This window comes from Mycolicibacterium xanthum (assembly GCF_019710635.1).
Classification (GTDB): domain Bacteria; phylum Actinomycetota; class Actinomycetes; order Mycobacteriales; family Mycobacteriaceae; genus Mycobacterium; species Mycobacterium xanthum.
The window spans coordinates 101,602-120,574 of record NZ_JAIFZS010000027.1 but is presented as its reverse complement, the minus strand read 5'-3'; the positions used below and the strand labels follow the sequence as shown (position 1 = coordinate 120,574).

The 18,973-nt window shown below is 69.1% G+C and carries 18 protein-coding genes; 14 read left to right on the top strand and 4 right to left on the bottom strand.

The annotated features are described in order from the left end of the window. Positions 1 to 207: 207 nt before the first annotated feature. From JDV09_RS12695 to ppc, 14 genes are all read left to right on the top strand, one after another. Positions 208 to 1,479, top strand: coding sequence for a bifunctional 3,4-dihydroxy-2-butanone-4-phosphate synthase/GTP cyclohydrolase II (locus tag JDV09_RS12695; RefSeq protein WP_221369480.1), 1,272 nt, complete (start codon positions 208 to 210; stop codon positions 1,477 to 1,479). Beyond that, positions 1,476 to 1,958, top strand: a complete 483-nt coding sequence (gene ribH, locus JDV09_RS12690; RefSeq protein WP_221369479.1) for a 6,7-dimethyl-8-ribityllumazine synthase — start codon at positions 1,476 to 1,478, stop codon at positions 1,956 to 1,958. Before JDV09_RS12695 ends, ribH begins: the two co-directional genes overlap by 4 nt. Further along, on the top strand, positions 1,955 to 2,413 hold the full coding sequence (locus JDV09_RS12685) for a PH domain-containing protein (RefSeq protein ID WP_221369478.1): 459 nt from the start codon (positions 1,955 to 1,957) through the stop codon (positions 2,411 to 2,413). Before ribH ends, JDV09_RS12685 begins: the two co-directional genes overlap by 4 nt. Positions 2,414 to 2,469: 56 nt before the next feature. After that, positions 2,470 to 4,539 (top strand): excinuclease ABC subunit UvrC, encoded by a 2,070-nt coding sequence (gene uvrC / locus JDV09_RS12680; protein ID WP_221369477.1) that lies wholly within the window; start codon positions 2,470 to 2,472, stop codon positions 4,537 to 4,539. An 11-nt stretch (positions 4,540 to 4,550) separates the two neighbouring features. Then, positions 4,551 to 5,474, top strand: a complete 924-nt coding sequence (gene rapZ, locus JDV09_RS12675) for an RNase adapter RapZ (protein WP_372452907.1) — start codon at positions 4,551 to 4,553, stop codon at positions 5,472 to 5,474. A 25-nt stretch (positions 5,475 to 5,499) separates the two neighbouring features. Beyond that, positions 5,500 to 6,531 (top strand): uridine diphosphate-N-acetylglucosamine-binding protein YvcK, encoded by a 1,032-nt coding sequence (gene yvcK / locus JDV09_RS12670; RefSeq protein WP_221369476.1) that lies wholly within the window; start codon positions 5,500 to 5,502, stop codon positions 6,529 to 6,531. Further along, positions 6,528 to 7,505 (top strand): DNA-binding protein WhiA, encoded by a 978-nt coding sequence (gene whiA, locus JDV09_RS12665; RefSeq protein ID WP_221369498.1) that lies wholly within the window; start codon positions 6,528 to 6,530, stop codon positions 7,503 to 7,505. Before yvcK ends, whiA begins: the two co-directional genes overlap by 4 nt. A gap of 299 nt (positions 7,506 to 7,804) precedes the next feature. Further along, positions 7,805 to 8,512, top strand: a complete 708-nt coding sequence (locus JDV09_RS12660) for an ABC transporter substrate-binding protein (protein WP_221369475.1) — start codon at positions 7,805 to 7,807, stop codon at positions 8,510 to 8,512. Positions 8,513 to 8,603: 91 nt separating this feature from the next. Further along, a complete protein-coding gene (gene gap / locus JDV09_RS12655; RefSeq protein WP_221369474.1) occupies positions 8,604 to 9,626 on the top strand; it encodes a type I glyceraldehyde-3-phosphate dehydrogenase in 1,023 nt (340 codons plus the stop codon). Positions 9,627 to 9,630: 4 nt separating this feature from the next. Next, entirely contained in the window at positions 9,631 to 10,854 is a 1,224-nt protein-coding gene (locus tag JDV09_RS26795; RefSeq protein WP_255605247.1) for a phosphoglycerate kinase, read from the top strand. A gap of 36 nt (positions 10,855 to 10,890) precedes the next feature. Beyond that, on the top strand, positions 10,891 to 11,676 hold the full coding sequence (tpiA, locus tag JDV09_RS26790) for a triose-phosphate isomerase (protein ID WP_308124106.1): 786 nt from the start codon (positions 10,891 to 10,893) through the stop codon (positions 11,674 to 11,676). A 72-nt stretch (positions 11,677 to 11,748) separates the two neighbouring features. Further along, on the top strand, positions 11,749 to 11,982 hold the full coding sequence (gene secG, locus JDV09_RS12645) for a preprotein translocase subunit SecG (RefSeq protein WP_221369473.1): 234 nt from the start codon (positions 11,749 to 11,751) through the stop codon (positions 11,980 to 11,982). A 58-nt stretch (positions 11,983 to 12,040) separates the two neighbouring features. Then, a complete protein-coding gene (locus JDV09_RS12640) occupies positions 12,041 to 12,397 on the top strand; it encodes a hypothetical protein (protein WP_308124105.1) in 357 nt (118 codons plus the stop codon). A 57-nt stretch (positions 12,398 to 12,454) separates the two neighbouring features. Next, positions 12,455 to 15,259 (top strand): phosphoenolpyruvate carboxylase, encoded by a 2,805-nt coding sequence (gene ppc / locus JDV09_RS12635; RefSeq protein ID WP_221369472.1) that lies wholly within the window; start codon positions 12,455 to 12,457, stop codon positions 15,257 to 15,259. A gap of 6 nt (positions 15,260 to 15,265) precedes the next feature. Here the strand turns inward: ppc and JDV09_RS12630 are convergent, their stop codons facing one another. From JDV09_RS12630 to zwf, 4 genes are all read right to left on the bottom strand, one after another. Continuing rightward, positions 15,266 to 15,637 (bottom strand): ATPase, encoded by a 372-nt coding sequence (locus JDV09_RS12630; RefSeq protein ID WP_221369471.1) that lies wholly within the window; start codon positions 15,635 to 15,637, stop codon positions 15,266 to 15,268. Positions 15,638 to 15,757: 120 nt separating this feature from the next. Further along, positions 15,758 to 16,498: a 6-phosphogluconolactonase gene (pgl, locus tag JDV09_RS12625; protein WP_221369470.1), complete on the bottom strand. Its 741-nt coding sequence runs from the start codon at positions 16,496 to 16,498 to the stop codon at positions 15,758 to 15,760. After that, the gene (gene opcA, locus JDV09_RS12620) at positions 16,495 to 17,406 is read right to left on the bottom strand and encodes a glucose-6-phosphate dehydrogenase assembly protein OpcA (protein WP_221369469.1); all 912 of its coding nucleotides are present in this window, start codon (positions 17,404 to 17,406) and stop codon (positions 16,495 to 16,497) included. The genes pgl and opcA overlap by 4 nt, the downstream gene beginning before the upstream one ends. 31 nt (positions 17,407 to 17,437) lie before the next feature. Further along, positions 17,438 to 18,967: a glucose-6-phosphate dehydrogenase gene (gene zwf, locus JDV09_RS12615; protein ID WP_221369468.1), complete on the bottom strand. Its 1,530-nt coding sequence runs from the start codon at positions 18,965 to 18,967 to the stop codon at positions 17,438 to 17,440. Between the last annotated feature and the right edge of the window lie 6 nt (positions 18,968 to 18,973).

Below are 18,973 nucleotides of genomic sequence, written 5' to 3'. Positions count from 1 at the left end.
AACCCAACCCGCGTCGTTCACCGTCATGTGCGTCGGTTCGGAGTTTCCGGACGAACCAGCGACAACCGCCAGTCGGCCTAGCGGAGGCTGTATCGAGAGCCCCCTCGGTCTGCCCTGCACCGGCGGCAATAACCGGCTCTTGCGCGTGGTTCATACTTAAAGGCGTCGACACGTGGTCCCGGCGCGGGGACCGGCAAGGTGGTGAGGATGACGAGGCTGGATTCGGTCGAGCGGGCGGTGGCCGACATCGCCGCAGGCAAGGCCGTGGTCGTCATCGACGACGAGGACCGGGAGAACGAGGGCGACCTCATCTTCGCCGCGGAGAAGGCCACACCCGAGTTGGTGGCGTTCATGGTCCGGTACACCTCCGGCTACCTGTGCGTGCCGCTGGACGGCGAGATCTGCGACCGCCTTCATCTGTTGCCCATGTACGCGGTCAACCAGGACAAACACGGCACCGCCTACACCGTCACCGTGGACGCCAGGAAAGGTGTCGGTACCGGCATCTCGGCGTCGGACCGGGCGACCACGATGCGGCTGCTCGCCGATCCCATGGCGGTCGCCGACGACTTCACCAAGCCCGGGCACGTGGTGCCGCTGCGGGCCAAGGACGGCGGGGTGCTGCGCCGGCCCGGCCACACCGAGGCCGCCGTCGACCTGGCCCGGCTGGCCGGCCTGCAGCCCGCGGGCGCGATCTGCGAGATCGTCAGCCAGAAGGACGAAGGCGCCATGGCCCAGACCGATGAGCTGCGGATCTTCGCCGACGAACACGGCCTGGCGCTGATCTCGATCGCGGACCTCATCGAATGGCGGCGCAAGCACGAAAAGCACATCGAGCGGGTCGCCGAGGCGCGCATCCCCACCCGGCACGGCGAGTTCCGCGCGGTCGGCTACTCGAGCATCTACGAGGACGTCGAACACGTGGCGCTGGTCAAGGGCGATATCGCCGGCCCGCACGGCGACGGCCACGACGTCCTGGTCCGGGTGCACTCGGAGTGTCTGACCGGCGATGTGTTCGGCTCGCGCCGGTGCGACTGCGGCCCGCAGCTGGACGCGGCGCTGGCGATGGTGGCCCGCGAGGGCCGCGGCGTGGTGCTGTACATGCGCGGCCACGAGGGCCGGGGCATCGGCCTGATGCACAAGTTGCAGGCCTATCAGCTCCAGGATGCCGGTGACGACACCGTCGACGCCAACCTCAAGCTCGGGCTGCCCGCCGACGCCCGTGACTACGGCATCGGCGCGCAGATCCTGGGCGACCTCGGGGTGCGCTCGATGCGGCTGCTGACCAACAACCCGGCCAAGCGGGTCGGCCTGGACGGCTACGGCCTGCACATCATCGAACGGGTGCCGCTGCCGGTGCGCGCCAATGCGGAGAACATCCGCTACCTGATGACCAAGCGCGACCGGATGGGCCACGACCTGGCCGGCCTCGAGGACTACGACGAAGCGCTGCCCGGAGAGTTCGGCGGCGCGGTATGAGTCCGGCGGCCGGCGCGCCCGACCTGCCCGCCATCAACGCGTCGGGGGTGAAGCTGGGGATCGTGGCCAGCACCTGGCACGAGACCATCTGCGACGCATTGCTCGACGGAGCCTGCCGGGTCGCGGTCGAGTCCGGGGTGCCCGAACCCACCGTCGTGCGGGTGCTCGGCGCCATCGAGATCCCGGTCGTCGCGCAGGCGTTGGCCGAAACCCATGATGCGGTGGTGGCGCTGGGGGTGGTGATCCGCGGCGAGACACCGCATTTCGACTACGTGTGCGATGCCGTCACGCAGGGGCTCACACGGGTGTCGCTGGACGCCTCGACGCCGGTGGCCAACGGTGTGCTCACCACCAACACCGAACACCAGGCACTCGACCGCGCCGGGCTGCCCGACTCCGGCGAGGACAAGGGCGCCCAGGCGGCGGCCGCGGCGCTGTCGACGGCGCTGACCCTGCGTCGGCTGCGGTCGGGTTCATGACCGATTCCCGCTGGGACGTCGAGGTCCGGCCGCACCTGACGCCCTACTTCGCCTACGGGGCCGCGGCGCTGATCCTGGTCGCGCACGTGGTGGTGGGGGCGCTGCTGAAGATCTCCTCGACCGGGGTGTACTTCCGCACCGCCGACCAGGTCGCCATCGCGTTGCTCGGTGCCGTGATCGCCGGTGTCGTCTGCCTGTTCGCCCGGCCGCGGCTGCGCGCCGGGCCTGCCGGGGTCGCGGTTCGAAACCTGCTCGGATACCGGTTGATTCCATGGGACCAGGTGGTGGGGGTGTCGTTCCCGACCGGCGCGCGGTGGGCCAGGATCGACCTGCCCGACGACGAGTACGTGCCGGTGATGGCGATCCAGGCGGTGGACAAGGGCCGCGCGGTCGACTCGATGGACCGGGTCCGGGCCGTCGTGCAGCGCCACCTGCGCGACGCCGCCGCGCGCTGAGCCGACTCGACGGTCGTCGGTCGGGCCCGTCGGCGGCGGGCAGTAACCTGGGACCCGTGCCCGATCCAGCGACGTACCGACCCGCCCCCGGGTCGATTCCCGTCGAGCCGGGTGTGTACCGCTTCCGCGACCCGCACGGCCGGGTGATCTATGTCGGCAAGGCCAAGAGCCTGCGCAGCAGGCTGAACTCCTACTTCGCCGACCTGGCCGGCCTGGCACCACGTACCCGGCAGATGGTGATGACCGCCGCCGCGGTGGAGTGGACGGTGGTCACCACCGAGGTCGAGGCACTGCAGCTGGAGTACAACTGGATCAAGGAGTTCGACCCGCGGTTCAACATCCGCTATCGCGACGACAAGTCCTATCCGGTGCTCGCGGTGACCCTCAACGAGGAGTACCCGCGATTGATGGTCTACCGCGGGCCGCGCCGCAAGGGCGTGCGGTATTTCGGTCCGTATTCGCATGCCTGGGCCATCCGCGAAACGCTGGACCTGCTCACCAGGGTGTTCCCGGCCCGTACCTGTTCGTCGGGAGTATTCAAGAGACACAAGCAGATTGACCGGCCGTGCCTGCTCGGCTACATCGACAAGTGTGCGGCCCCGTGCGTCGGCCGGGTGAGCGCCGAGCAGCACCGGCGCATCGTCGGAGATTTCTGTGACTTCCTCGCCGGCCGAACCGACCGGCTGGTGCGTGACATGGAACAGCGGATGAACGAGGCGGCCGCCGGGCTCGACTTCGAGCGGGCCGCCCGGCTGCGCGACGACATCTCGGCGATGCGGCGGGCGTTGGAGAAGCAGGCCGTGGTGTTCGGCGACGGCACCGACGCCGATGTGGTCGCCTTCGCCGAGGACGAGCTGGAGGCAGCCGTGCAGGTGTTCCACGTGCGCGGCGGACGGGTCAGGGGTCAGCGCGGCTGGGTGATCGAGAAGTCCGGTGAGCCGGGCGAATCCACGCTGGAGTACCTCGTCGAGCAGTTCCTCACCCAGTTCTACGGCGACCAGGCCGAACTCGGGGGAGCGGCCGACGAGGCGACCAACCCGGTTCCGCGCCAGGTCCTCGTCCCGGTCCTGCCGGAGAACGCCGGAGAGTTGGAGACCTGGCTGTCGCAGTTGCGCGGGTCGCGGGTGACGCTTCGGGTGCCCCAGCGCGGTGACAAACGGGCCCTGGCCGAGACGGTGAAGCGCAACGCGCAGGACGCGCTGGCCCAGCACAAGCTGCGGCGGGCCGGCGACTTCACCGCCAGAAGCGCCGCCCTGCAGAGCATTCAGGATGCGCTGGGGCTGGAGGACGCCCCGCTGCGGATCGAGTGCGTGGACATCAGCCACGTGCAGGGCACCGACGTGGTCGGTTCGCTGGTGGTGTTCGAGGACGGGCTGCCCAAGAAGTCGGACTACCGGCACTACTCCATCCGGGAGGCCGCCGGTGACGGGCGCTCGGACGACGTCGCCTCGATCGCGGAAGTGACCCGCCGCCGGTTCCACCGTCACCTGCGGGACGGTCAGGATTCCGCCGTGCCGCCCGCCGAGCAGCCGGAACCTGGTCCTCGCGCGAGCGCGCGTCCGGAACAAGGTCCTCGCGCGAGCGCTCGTCCGGCCCGCTTCGCGTACCCACCCAACCTCTTCGTCGTCGACGGGGGTGCGCCGCAGGTGAACGCCGCCGCGGCGGTGCTCGAGGAACTCGGGATCACCGATGTCGCGGTGATCGGGCTGGCCAAGCGGCTCGAAGAGGTGTGGGTGCCGGGCTACCACGGCTCGGCACCGGAACCGATCATCCTGCCGCGCAACAACGACGGGCTGTACCTGCTACAGCGGGTGCGTGACGAGGCGCACCGCTTCGCGATCGGCTACCACCGTAGCAAGCGGTCCAAGCGGATGACCGCCTCGGCGCTGGACTCGGTGCGGGGGCTCGGCGAACACCGCCGCAAGGCCCTGGTGACCCACTTCGGCTCGCTGGCCCGGCTCAGGGAGGCCGGCATCGAGGAGATCAAGGCGGTTCCGGGAATCGGCGAGGCGACCGCGCGTGCGGTGCTGGACGCGTTGGGCACCGTCGGCACGGCGGAATCGCAGGCCGAATCGGAAGCGCTCACGGAGGCGATCAGCGATGATCGGAGCAGAGTGTCGGGATGACAGAACAGGGCATGCACGAGGAACTGCGCGGGGGAGCCGGCGGCGAGGGCGATCTCGATTCTGCAGGCGGTGGCAGTGGAATCGACGTCGTGCTCGTCACCGGCCTGTCCGGTGCCGGCCGCGGGACCGCAGCCAAGGTGCTCGAGGACCTCGGTTGGTACGTGGCCGACAACCTTCCGCCGGAGCTCATCGCCAGTATGGTCGAGCTGGGCCTGGCCGCGGGTTCTCGCATCACCCAGTTGGCGGTGGTGATGGATGTCCGGTCCCGCGGATTCACCGGCGACCTGGACTGGGTGCGCACCGAGCTGGCCACCCGCAACATCACCCCGCGGGTGCTGTTCCTGGAGGCTTCCGACGACATCCTGGTGCGGCGTTACGAGCAGAACCGGCGCAGCCACCCGTTGCAGGGCAACCAGACGCTGGCGGAGGGGATCGCCGCCGAACGGGCCATGCTGGCCCCGGTGCGCGCCGGCGCCGATCTCGTCATCGACACGTCTGCACTGTCGGTGCCCGCGCTGCGGGAGAGCATCGAGCGCGCGTTCGCCGGCGAGACGGTGGCCAGCACCAACGTCACCGTCGAATCGTTCGGCTACAAGTACGGGCTGCCGATGGACGCCGACACGGTGATGGACGTGCGTTTCCTGCCCAACCCGCACTGGGTGGACGAACTGCGCCCGCACACCGGCCAACATCCGGCGGTGCGCGACTACGTCCTCGGTCAACCCGGCGCGGTCGAGTTCCTCGACTCCTACCATCAGCTGTTGGACGTGGTGATCGACGGGTACCGCCGGGAGGGAAAGCGCTATATGACCGTGGCCATCGGCTGCACGGGCGGCAAGCACCGCAGCGTGGCGATGGCCGAGGCCCTGGCCGAGCGGTTGCAGGATGCGGCGCTGACGGTGCGGGTGCTGCACCGGGATCTGGGTCGCGAATGAGTTTCTCCGCACGCGAGGAGGACAGGTGAGTCCGCGCATCGTTGCGCTCGGTGGTGGACACGGGCTCTATGCGACGCTGTCCGCGGCGCGCCGGATCACCTCACACGTCACCGCGGTCGTGACCGTCGCCGACGACGGTGGCTCGTCCGGTCGGCTGCGCAGCGAACTGGACGTGGTGCCTCCCGGTGATCTGCGAATGGCGTTGGCGGCCTTGGCTTCCGACAGCCCGCACGGTCGACTGTGGGCCACCATCATCCAGCACCGGTTCGGCGGCAGTGGCGCGCTGGCCGGCCATCCGATCGGCAACCTGATCCTGGCCGGCCTCAACGAGGTGCTCGCCGATCCGGTCGCCGCGCTCGACGAACTCGGCCGCATCCTGGGGGTCAAGGGGAGGGTGCTGCCGATGTGCCCGGTCGGGCTCGGCATCGAGGCCGACGTCTCGGGGCTGGAGTCCGATCCCAGGGTGAGCCGGGCGATCCGCGGCCAGGTGGCGATCGCCACCACGGTGGGCAAGGTGCGCAGAGTCCGGTTGCTGCCCAGCGATCCGCCGGCCACCAGGCAGGCCATCGACGCGATCATGAACGCCGACCTCGTGGTGCTCGGTCCGGGCTCGTGGTTCACCAGCGTGATCCCGCACGTGCTGGTTCCCGACCTGGCGGCCGCGTTGCAGGCTACCGCCGCACGCCGGGCGCTGGTGCTCAACCTGGTCGCCGAACCGGGGGAGACCGCGGGCGTCTCGGTCGAGCGGCACATCCACGTGCTGGCGCAGCACGCACCCGGTTTCACCATGCACAACATCATCGTCGATTCGAGCCGGGTGCCCAGCGAACGTGAGCGGGACCAGTTGCGCCGCACGGCCGGCATCCTCGATGCCCGCGTTGAATTTGCTGACGTTTCCCGACCTGGTACACCTTTACATGACCCCGCGAAGCTGGCCGCGGCGTTGGAGGGCGTTCTCGGACAGGGCACGCCTTCCGGCGGAACGGCCGAGGCGATATCGCCCACCGTGCCCACACCGACAGTCAACGGACCGAGAGGTGACCACCCGTGGCGATGACGGCCGAGGTCAAGGACGAACTGAGCCGGTTGGTGGTCAACTCGGTGAGCGCGCGCCGCGCCGAAGTGGCCGCGCTGCTGCGCTTCGCCGGCGGGTTGCACATCGTGTCCGGCCGGGTCGTCGTCGAGGCCGAGGTGGACCTGGGCATCATCGCGCGCCGGCTGCGCAAGGACATCTACGACCTGTACGGGTACAACGCCGTGGTGCATGTGCTGTCGGCCAGCGGCATCCGCAAGAGCACCCGCTACGTGGTGCGCGTCGCCAAGGACGGTGAGGCGCTGGCCCGTCAGACCGGATTGCTCGATCTGCGCGGCCGGCCGGTGCGGGGATTGCCCGCCCAGGTCGTCGGTGGCAGCGTGGCCGACGCCGAGGCGGCCTGGCGCGGAGCGTTTTTGGCGCACGGTTCGCTGACCGAACCCGGGCGCTCGTCGTCCCTGGAGGTCAGTTGCCCGGGGCCCGAGGCCGCGCTGGCGCTCGTCGGCGCGGCCAGACGGCTGGGCGTCAGTGCCAAGGCCCGCGAGGTGCGCGGCAGCGACCGCGTCGTGGTCCGCGACGGTGAGGCGATCGGCGCCCTGCTGACCCGGATGGGCGCCCAGGACACCAGGCTGACGTGGGAGGAGCGGCGGATGCGCCGCGAGGTGCGCGCCACCGCGAACCGCCTGGCGAACTTCGACGACGCGAACCTGCGCCGGTCGGCGCGCGCCGCCGTCGCCGCCGCCGCGCGGGTGGAACGGGCGCTGGAGATCCTGGGCGATTCGGTGCCCGATCACCTGGCCGCCGCGGGTCACCTCCGCGTCGCGCACCGGCAGGCCTCGCTGGAGGAACTTGGCCGGCTCGCCGACCCGCCGATGACCAAAGACGCTGTGGCGGGCCGGATCCGGCGGCTGCTGTCGATGGCCGACCGCAAGGCCAAGCAGGACGGCATCCCCGACACCGAGTCCGCTGTGACACCGGACCTGCTCGAGGACGCTTAACCCCTACAGGTCGAGCAGTGCGTCGATCGCCTTCTGGTCGACGGGATCGAACTCGTGGTCCGACACCGAGATCTCGGTCGTCGCGGCGACGAACCGTCTCGTCGCGTCCCGCAACAGGTCGAACGTAGTTCCTCGTCGGCGGCGCTCCGGCGCTCGTGCGCCACTTTCGACGTGCGCAAGGTGGCGAGACCGCCGACCATCGTGCCGAGCAGGCTCGCGGATGCGGCGACGGCCGGGATAACCCGGACGGTCATGGGTCGAGTATCGCCAGCCAACCGGGTGCTGGGTACCGTTCTCGGGTGGGCACCTTGCGTGTCGGGATCGCATACCCGGACCCGCCGTTCAACGGAATGCCGGGCGATACCGGCCTGGACGTCGAGCTGATGACCGCCGTCGCCGAGCGGCTGGGGGAATCCGCCGAGTTCATCCGATATGCCGGCGCGGATGCCGGCGGTGTTATCGACGGGCTGTGCGCCGGGGCCTGCGACTGCGCAGCCGGGATCACCGTCACCGTGGAGCGGCAGCGGGTGGTCGCGTTCACGCCCGCGTACCTGATCACCGGGCAGGCACTGGCCGTCGACACCGCACGGCACCCGCACGTGCGCTCCGTCGACGACCTGGCCGGCCTTACGGTCGGGGTGTGCGCCACCGGTGCCGGCCGGCCGCTCGCCCAACGGTTGGCTGCCGCGGGCCGGGTGGGCGCGGTCGAGACCTTCGACGGCGGCATCGGCGCGGCGCTGTCGGCGCTGACGTCGGGCGGGTGCGACGCCGTGTTCGGGCAGGGACCGGCGCTCACCGAATCGACCAAGCCGCTCACCGGCGTCGACGTGGTACAGAAGGGTCTGTCTACCGATCCGGTCGCGATCGCCGTCGCCGCGCACGATGGCCACCTTCTCGGCCGTATCGGCGATGCGCTGAGCGCGCTGGAGTCCGACGGCACGCTGCAGCGGCTGCGCCGCCGATGGCTCGGCAACCCTTACACCGACCAGAGCCTGGCCACGCTGTGAGACGGTCTGGACTGCCGCGCGCGCCGAGCACCGAACGCACTAGGCTGGTTGCCGAGTTGTCCCGAGAAGTTCGAACCACGAGGAGAGACAAGTGACCATCCGGGTTGGCGTCAACGGATTCGGCCGCATCGGCCGCAACTTATACCGGGCCCTGGCGGTCCAGCAGGCCGAAGGCAAGGCCACCGACATCGAGATCGTGGCCGTCAACGACCTCACCGACAACGCCAGCCTGGCGCATCTGCTCAAGTTCGACTCCATCCTGGGCCGGTTCCCCGCAGAGATCAGCCTCGAGGGCGAGGACACCATCGTCATCGGCGACACCAAGATCAAGGCGCTCGAGGTCAAGGAGGGCCCGGCGGCGCTGCCGTGGGGCGACCTGGGCGTCGACGTCGTCGTCGAGTCGACCGGCATCTTCACCAACGCGGCCAAGGCCAAGGGCCACCTCGACGCAGGGGCCAAGAAGGTCATCATCTCCGCTCCGGCCACCGACGAAGACATCACCATCGTGATGGGCGTCAACGACGACAAGTACGACGGCAGCCAGAACATCATCTCCAACGCGTCCTGCACCACGAACTGCCTCGGCCCGTTCGCCAAGGTGCTGCACGACGAGTTCGGCATCATCCAGGGCCTGATGACCACCGTGCACGCCTACACCCAGGACCAGAACCTGCAGGACGGCCCGCACAAGGATCTGCGTCGCGCCCGCGCGGCCGCGCTGAACATCGTGCCGACCTCCACCGGCGCGGCCAAGGCCATCGGGCTGGTGCTGCCGGAGTTGAAGGGCAAGCTGGACGGCTACGCGCTGCGGGTGCCGATCCCCACCGGTTCGTGCACCGACCTGACCGTGGAACTGGAGAAGACGGCCACCGCGGCCGAGATCAACGCCGCGATGAAGGCCGCCGCCGAGGGGCCGATGAAGGGCATCCTGAAGTACTACGACGCACCGATCGTGTCCAGCGACATCGTCACCGATCCGCACAGCTCGATCTTCGACGCCGGGCTGACGAAGGTGATCGACAAGCAGGCCAAGACGGTGTCGTGGTACGACAACGAGTGGGGCTACTCCAACCGCCTCGTCGACCTGGTCGCCCTGGTCGGCAAGTCCCTCTAGCACGATGAGCGTCAAGTCACTCGACGACTTGCTGGCCGAAGGCGTTGCGGGTCGGGGCGTGCTGGTGCGCTCCGACTTCAACGTCCCATTGGACTCGGGAGAGGACGGGGTCCGCCACATCACCGATCCGGGCCGCATCATCGCGTCGCTTCCGACGCTCAAGGCGCTCTCGGATGCCGGAGCCAAGATCGTGGTGACGGCGCACCTGGGCCGGCCGAAGGGCGAGCCGGACCCGAAGTTCTCGCTGGCCCCGGTAGCCAAGGACCTCGGCGAGCGGCTCGGCCGGCACGTGCAGCTGGCCGGCGACGTCGTCGGCACCGACGCGCTGGCGCGTGCCGAAGGACTGACCGACGGCGACATCCTGCTGGTGGAGAACATCCGCTTCGATCCACGCGAGACCAGCAAGGACGAGACCGAGCGCACGGCGCTGGCCAAGGCGCTCGTCGAGCTGGTGGGTGAGGATGCGGCCTTCGTGTCCGACGGGTTCGGGGTCGTACACCGCAAACAGGCCTCGGTCTACGATGTAGCCAAATTGCTGCCGCACTATGCGGGCACGCTGGTCGGTGCCGAGGTCAAGGTGCTCGCCCAGCTCACCGAGTCCTCTGAACGGCCCTATGCGGTGGTGCTCGGCGGTTCCAAGGTGTCGGACAAGCTGGCCGTCATCGAGAACCTGGCGACCAAGGCGGACAGCCTGATCATCGGCGGCGGCATGTGCTTCACCTTCCTTGCTGCGCAAGGGCTTTCGGTGGGCACCTCGCTGCTGCAGGAGGAGATGTTGGATACGTGTAGGCACCTGCTCGAAAAATACGGCGACGTGATCCACCTGCCGGTGGACATCGTGGTCGCGGAGAAGTTCGCCGCCGACTCACCGCCCGAGACCGTGGCCGCCGAGCGTATCCCCGATTCGAAGATGGGCCTCGACATCGGCCCGGAGTCGGTGAAGCGATTCACCGCGCTGCTGTCCAACGCCAAGACCATCTTCTGGAACGGCCCGATGGGGGTGTTCGAGTTCCCGGCGTTCTCCGCGGGCACCAAGGGGGTGGCCGAGGCCATCATCGGCGCCACCGAGAAGGGCGCGTTCAGCGTCGTCGGTGGCGGCGATTCGGCGGCCGCGGTGCGCCAACTCGGCCTGCCCGAGGACGGTTTCAGTCATATATCCACCGGCGGCGGAGCGTCGCTGGAATACCTGGAGGGCAAGACCCTTCCGGGCATCGCCGTTCTCGACTGATCCGGATCGCAACCGATCGCACATTAAGGAGCACGCGTGTCCCGTAAACCGCTGATCGCGGGCAACTGGAAGATGAACCTCAACCACTTCGAGGCCATCGCCCTGGTGCAGAAGATCGCGTTCTCGTTGCCGGACAAGTATTTCGACAAGGTCGACGTGACCGTGATTCCGCCGTTCACCGATCTGCGCAGCGTGCAGACCCTGGTCGACGGCGACAAGCTGCGGCTGACGTACGGCGCGCAGGATCTGTCCCAGCACGACTCGGGGGCCTACACCGGCGAGATCAGCGGTGCGTTCCTGGCCAAGCTGGGCTGCTCCTACGTCGTCGTCGGGCACTCCGAGCGGCGCACCTACCACGGTGAGGACGACGCGCTGGTCGCCGCCAAGGCGCTGGCCGCGTTCAAGCACGGTCTGACCCCGATCATCTGCATCGGCGAGCACCTCGATGTCCGCGAGGCCGGCAACCACGTGGAGTACAACGTCGAGCAGTTGCGCGGCTCGCTGGCCGGGCTGTCCACCGAGCGGATCGGCCAGTCCGTGATCGCCTACGAGCCGGTCTGGGCGATCGGCACCGGCCGGGTGGCCAGCGCCGCCGACGCGCAGGAGGTGTGCGGCGCGATCCGCAAGGAGTTGGGGGCGCTGGCGTCACCGGAGCTGGCCGCCGGCGTGCGGGTGCTCTACGGCGGGTCCGTCAACGCCAAGAACGTGGGCGAGATCGTCGGGCAGGCCGACGTGGACGGCGCGCTGGTGGGCGGCGCCTCGCTGGACGGTGAGCAGTTCGCCACGCTGTCGGCCATCGCCGCGGGCGGCCCGCTGCCCTGAGCGATTTCGGCGTGATTGTCGGCGCTGACGCCGATTTTCACGCCGAAATCACCTCCGTGTAGGCTGACCGCCATGGAATTGGCCCTGCAGATCATCCTGGTCGTGACCAGTGTGCTGGTCGTGCTCCTGGTCCTGCTGCATCGCGCCAAGGGCGGCGGTCTGTCCAGCCTGTTCGGTGGCGGCGTGCAGTCCAGCCTGTCCGGGTCCACGGTGGTGGAGAAGAACCTGGACCGGCTCACCCTGTTCGTGACCGGCATCTGGGTCGTCGCGATCATCGGTATGGCCCTACAGATCAAGTACGGCTGAACCCGCAGCAGCCGCCCGGGCAGGGTATCGCGATCACGACCGGGTACTTCCCGCTGTCGTGGGCGTTCGCGCTGGTCAAACCCTGGTCAAACCGAAGGTGCTGCTGAACGGCTACCCCATGGGGGTGCCGCGATGGGGACGGGTGATCTATCCGACCTGGCCCGGGCAGTACCACGTGCAGGTGTTCGTGCCCTACGCCATCCCGCGCCGGGTCGGCCCGGCCGAGTTCACCGTGTTCGTGCACCCCGGCCAGCTGGTCGAGCTGGAGTACAAGGTGCCGCTGTGGACGTTCAGCCGCGGGTCGCTGGGGCCGCCGCCGCAGCGCTACAACGGAGTCGGTCCGGTGATCGCCGGTGCCGCGGCGGGCATCGTGCTGGCAATCGCCTGGGTGTTGCTGATCATCGCGATGGCGTGAGCCCGGCCACGGAGTGCTCGTCATGCGACCCTTCGGCTTGGCCTCAATACTTGAGGGATGGCTGAATCTCCCGATGTAGCGTTGGCACCGATCGGTTCCGTCTTCCGCACCCAGGTGGGTCGGGAGGCCTCCGAACCGATGCGGGAGGACATCCGCATGCTGGGGTCGATCCTCGGCGAGACGGTCCGTGAGCAGAACGGCGACGAGGTGTTCGACGTCGTCGAACGCGCCAGGGTCGAGTCGTTCCGGGTGCGGCGCTCCGAGATCGACCGCGCCGATCTGGCCAAGCTGTTCGACGGCATCGACGTGCACCAGGCCATCCACGTCATCCGGGCGTTCACCCACTTCGCGTTGCTGGCCAACGTCGCCGAGGACATCCATCGCGAGCGCCGCCGGGCCGTCCACGAGGCGGCGGGGAAGCCGCCCCAGGACAGCAGCCTGGCGGCGACCTATCTGAAGCTCGACGAGGCCGACCTGGACGCCGAGACCGTCGCCGACGCGCTGGTCGGCGCGCTGGTGTCCCCGGTGATCACCGCGCATCCGACCGAGACCCGCAGGCGCACCGTGTTCGACACCCAGCACCAGATCACCCAGTTGATGCGGATGCGGCTGCATGGACAGACCGAGACCGAGGACGGTCGCGACATCGAGCGCGAGCTGCGCCGCCACATCCTCACGCTGTGGCAGACCGCGCTGATCCGGCTGTCCCGGCTGAAGATCCAGGACGAGATCCTGACCGGCCTGCGCTACTACCCGGCCGCCTTCTTCGAGGTGATCCCGCAGGTGAACGCCGAGGTCGAGGCGGCGCTGCGGGCGCGCTGGCCGGACGCCGACCTGCTGCCCGAGCCGATCCTGCGGCCCGGCTCGTGGATCGGCGGCGACCGGGACGGCAACCCGAACGTGACCGCCGACGTGGTGCGGCTGGCCACCGGCAGCGCCGCCTACACCGCGTTCGCGCGTTATTTCGCCGAGCTCACCGCACTGCAGCAGGAGCTGTCCATGTCGGTGCGACTGGTGCACATCACCTCGGCGCTGGCCGCACTGGCCGACGCCTGCCACGAGCGGGCCCGCGACGACGAACCGTACCGGCGCGCGCTGCGGGTGGTGCACGCGCGGCTGACCGCCACGGCGCGGCAGATCCTCGACCACCAGCCCGAGCACGAGCTCGACCTCGGTATGGAGCCGTACGCCACGCCGGCCGAGCTGCTCGCCGACCTCGACGTCATCGACGAATCGCTGCGTTCCAAGGGCAGCGCGGTGCTGGCCGACGACCGCCTGGCCCGGTTGCGGGAAGCGGTGCGGGTGTTCGGGTTCCACCTGTCCGGGCTGGATATGCGGCAGAACTCGGACATGCACGAGGAGGTCGTCGCCGAACTGCTGGCCTGGGCCGGCGTGCACCCCGACTACGCCTCGCTCGGTGAGGACGAACGCGTCGAGGTGCTCACCGCCGAACTGGCCACCCGTCGCCCGCTGATCGGGCCGCACGCCGAACTGTCCGAGCTCGCGCGCAAGGAACTCGACATCGTGCACGCCGCCGCGCGGGCGGTGACGGTGTTCGGGCCGCAGGCGGTGCCCCACTACATCATCTCGATGTGCCAGTCGGTGTCGGACATGCTCGAGGCCGCGATCCTGCTGAAAGAGGCCGGGCTGGTGGATGTCTCGTCCGAACACGTCTATGCCCCGGTCGGGATCGTGCCGCTGTTCGAGACCATCGACGATCTGCAGCGGGGCTCGGCGATCATGGAGGCGGTGCTCGACCTGCCGCTGTATCGCGCCATGGTCACCGCCCGCGGCGACAGCCAGGAGATCATGCTCGGGTACTCGGACTCCAACAAGGACGGCGGGTACCTGGCCGCCAACTGGGCGCTGTACCGGGCCGAGCTGGACCTCGTCGAGATGTCCCGCAAGACCGGGATCCGGCTGCGGTTGTTCCACGGCCGCGGCGGGACCGTCGGTCGCGGCGGCGGGCCGAGCTACGACGCGATCCTGGCCCAGCCGCCCGGCGCGGTGCAGGGATCGCTGCGGCTGACCGAGCAGGGCGAGATCATCGCCGCCAAATACGCCGAGCCCAGGATCGCCCACCGCAACCTCGAGACCCTGCTGGCGGCCACCTTGGAGGCGACCTTGCTCGACGTCGAGGGACTCGGGGACGCCGCAGGCCCGGCCTACGAGGTGCTCGACGACCTCGCGGCGCGGGCCCAGCGCGCCTATTCCGAGCTGGTGCACGAGACGCCCGGCTTCGTGGAGTATTTCAAGGCCTCCACGCCGGTCAGCGAGATCGGCGCGCTGAACATCGGCAGTCGGCCGGCCTCGCGCAAGCCGACCACCAAGATCTCAGATCTGCGGGCGATCCCGTGGGTGCTGGCGTGGAGCCAGTCGCGGATCATGCTGCCCGGCTGGTACGGCACCGGCACCGCGTTCGAGGAGTGGATCGCCGACGGCCCGGACCAGGATGCGCGCCTCAAGGTCCTGCAGGATCTGTACCGGCGCTGGCCGTTCTTCGCCACCGTGCTGTCCAACATGGCGCAGGTGCTGGCCAAGTCGGATCTGGGTCTGGCGGCGCGTTACGCCGAACTGGTCGAGGACGAGGACCTGCGGCACCGGGTGTTCGACAAGATCGTCGACGAGCACGAACGCACGATCCGGATGCACAGGCTCATCACCGGCCACGAGGACCTGCTCGCCGACAACCCGTCGCTGGCGCGGTCGGTGTTCAACCGCTTCCCGTACCTCGAACCGCTCAACCACCTGCAGGTGGAGCTGCTGCGCCGCTACCGGTCCGGCGACGAGGACGAGCTGGTGCAGCGCGGCATCCTGCTGACCATGAGCGGTTTGGCGACCGCGCTGCGCAACAGCGGGTAGCGCGGGTCACAGGCCCGCGGTGCGGCGAACCTTGTTGACCGCCCCGCGGACCGCCTGTTCGGTGGCGGTCAGCGGGGAGATCACGGATTCACCGATGTCGACGATCCGTTCGACGCGCGCCACGATGCCCTCCATCCGGTCGACCACGCCGTGCAGTCGCGGGGCCAGCTCGTTGATCCGGTTGATGGTGTCGTTGAACCGTTCGAGGGTGGCGTCGAGGTTGACGGTGGAGTTGTTGAGATCCTCGAGGGTTTCGCTGAGGCCCGCCAGGATGGTGTCCACCTGCTCGACGGTCACGTCGGCGTTCATCGCCGCCTGAGCGAGCTTCCTGATCCGCTCCCCGCCGGTCCGGACTGGTCTGCCACCTCTGTCTGCCATGCGGCAAGTATGACGTGCCCGCGCAGCGCGGGGAACCGCTCCTTGCCCGGGCGCGTCCTACTTTCGCGCTTTCGCGGCAGGCGATCCCCGCCGCCGGACACTGCGGTGAACGCGGTGCTGTCAGCGGGGTTGGATTCCGGCTGCGGCGGATTCGTCGAGCAGCCAGACGGTGGCGTCCCGGCCCACCGCGCCGGCGGCCGGTACGTCGACCGGCTCGGCCCCGCCGATGGCGGCGGCGACCGCGTCGGCCTTGGCGCTGCCGGAGACCACCAGCCAGACCTCACGTGAGCGGGCCACCGCCGGAAGGGTCAACGTGATCCGCTGGGGCGGAGGTTTGGGGGAGTCGGTCACACCGACCACCCACCGCTCGGTCTCCCGCACCGCCGCAGTGTCGGGGAAGAGGGAGTTGATGTGCCCCTCGCCGCCCATGCCGAGCAGGTGCACGTCGAAATCCGGTGCGGGGTCGGCGAACGTCTCGGCCAGCAGCTGCTCGTAGCCGGCGGCAGCGGCGTCGAGGTCGTCGCCGAACTCGCCGTCGGAGGCGGCCATCGGGTGCACGTTCACCGCGGGGATGTCGATGTGGTCCAGCAGCGCCTCACGGGCCTGTTTCTCGTTGCGCTCGTCGTCGTCGTACGGGACGAAACGTTCATCGCCCCAGTAGATGTGCACCTTCGACCAGTCGATCTCACCGGCGCGTTCTGCGACCCGGCGCAACAGGCCGATACCGGTGCCGCCACCGGTCAGCACGACCGAGGCCTTACCGTGCTCGGCGATCGCCGACATGATCGCCTCGACCAGTCGGTCGCCGGTGGCCGTCACCAATGCCTCGGTGTCCGGATAGACCTCGACGGTTGGGCTCATTGGTAAGACACCTTCCCGATCCCGGCCAGCGCCTCGTGATAGATCTCGTCGGCATCCAGCCGGCGCATCTCCTCGGCCAGGCATTCGGGGACGTCGCGACGGGCCAGCGGCACCAGTGCCACCGGTCGCGAGGTGCGACTCAGCGTCGCGGTGACACCGTCCTGGGGGCGGCTGAGGGTGACGCTGTCGACGGCCCGATGCAGTTCCACCTTGAGCGTGCCCACCGTGCGGGTGACCGGTCCGTCGATGCGGCTGGCCAGCCACCCGGCCAGGACGTCCAGCGACGGTTCGGATTTCAGGCCGGACACCACCGCCGATTCGATCGGCTCGTACGGCGGTTCGTCGATGGCCGAGGCCAGCAGCGCGCGCCAATAGGTGATCCGGCTCCACGCCACGTCGGTGTCCCCGGGCGAGTAGCCGGCCAACCGGCTCTTGATCGCGGCCAGTGGGTCGGTGGCGTTGGTGGCGTTGGTGATCCGCCGAATCGCCAACCTGCCCAGAGGATCGCGCGCCGGCACCTCGGGCGCCGTGGTCGGCCACCACGCGACCACAGGGGTGTCGGGCAGCAGAAACGGCAGCACCACGCTGGCGGGGTGGCCCGCGAGCTCGCCGTGCAGGCGAAGCACCACGACCTCACCCGCTCCGGCGTCGTGACCGACCCGAAGTTCGGCGTCCAGCCGGGATTTCGGCGCATCACCGTCGACGGGCAGCGCGGCGATCACCCGGCAGGGATGTTCGCGGCTGGCGAAGACTGCTGCGTCGACGGCGCTCTGCAGCGCTTCCTCGGTGTCGGGTGCGATCACCAGGGTCAGCACCCGGCCGAGCGTCAGGGCGCCGCCCTCTTCCCGCAGACCGATGATCTTCTTGTTGATCTCGCTGGCCGAGGTATCGGGGAGTTCGACGATCATCGGTGTCCTCGGTTCTTCGCGCGAGCGCTCATCACGGCCGCCTCCATTCCCGGTCGAGCCGGTGCACCATCTCGAAGGCCGAGGGCGGACCCCACGTCCCGGCGTCGTAAGGCTCCGGCCGCCCTCCGGAAGCCCAGTGGTCCAGCACCGGATCGAGGATCTCCCAGGACAATTCGACCTCGGCATTGACCGGGAACAGGGAGGGCTCGCCGAGCAGCACGTCGAGGATCAGTCGTTCGTAGGCCTCCGGCGAGTCCTCGGCGAACGCGGATCCGTAGGAGAAGTCCATGTTGACGTCGCGGACCTCCATCGTGCTGCCCGGCACCTTGGAGCCGAACCGCATGGTGATTCCTTCGTCCGGCTGGATGCGCAGCACCAGCGCGTTCTTGCCGAGTTCCTCGGTCATCGTGGAGTCGAAGGGCAGGTGCGGAGCGCGCTTGAACACCAGGGCGACCTCGGTCACCCTGCGCGGCAGCCGTTTTCCGGTCCGCAGGAAGAACGGCACCCCCGCCCAGCGACGGGTGTTGATCTGCAGCGTGATCGCGGCGAACGTTTCGGTCGTGGAGTCCGTCGAGAAGCCGGCCTCCTCGAGCAGCCCGGGGACCTTCTCGCTGCCCTGCCAGCCGGCCGCGTACTGGCCCCGAGCGGTGGTCAGGTTCAGCGGCTCCATCGGCTGGGTCGCGGAAAGCACCTTGATCTTCTCGGTTTGCAGCTCGTGCGGGCTGAAGCTGACCGGCTCCTCCATCGCGGTCAGCGCCAGCAGTTGGATCAGGTGGTTCTGAATCACGTCGCGTGCGGCACCGATACCGTCGTAATAGCCTGCCCGGCCGCCCAGCCCGATGTCCTCGGCCATCGTGATCTGCACGTGGTCGACGTAGTTGGAGTTCCAGATCGGTTCGTACAGTTCGTTGGCGAACCGCAGCGCGAGGATGTTCTGGACGGTCTCCTTGCCCAGGTAGTGGTCGATGCGGAACACCGAATCCTCCGGGAACACACTGTTGACCACCGCGTTGAGTTCCCGTGCGCTGGAGAGGTCGTGGCCGAACGGCTTTTCGATGACCACCCGGCTCCAGCGATCCTCCTGCGGGCGGGCCAGCCCCGATTTCTGCAGCTGTTCGCAGACCACCGGGAAGGCCTTCGGCGGAATCGACAGGTAGAACGCGTGATTGCCGCCCGTTCCGCGGTCGGCGTCCAGCTTGGACAGCGTCTCGGCCAACCGCTGGAACGCGTCGTCGTCGTCGAAGGTGCCCTGCACGAACCGGATCCCCTCGGCAAGGCGGTCCCAGACCTCCTGCCGGAACGGGGTACGTGCGTGTTCCTTGACCGCGTCGTAGACGATCTGGCCGAAGTCCTCGTCGGCCCAGTCCCGCCGGGCGAACCCGACCAGTGCGAACGACGGTGGCAGCAGCCCCCGGTTGGCCAGATCGTAGATCGCCGGCATCAGCTTCTTGCGGGCCAGATCTCCGGTGACGCCGAAGATCACCACACCGCACGGTCCGGCGATGCGGGGCATCCGCTTGTCGCGCTTGTCCCGCAGGGGGTTCCGCCACGGTGTCGTCATGGCCGC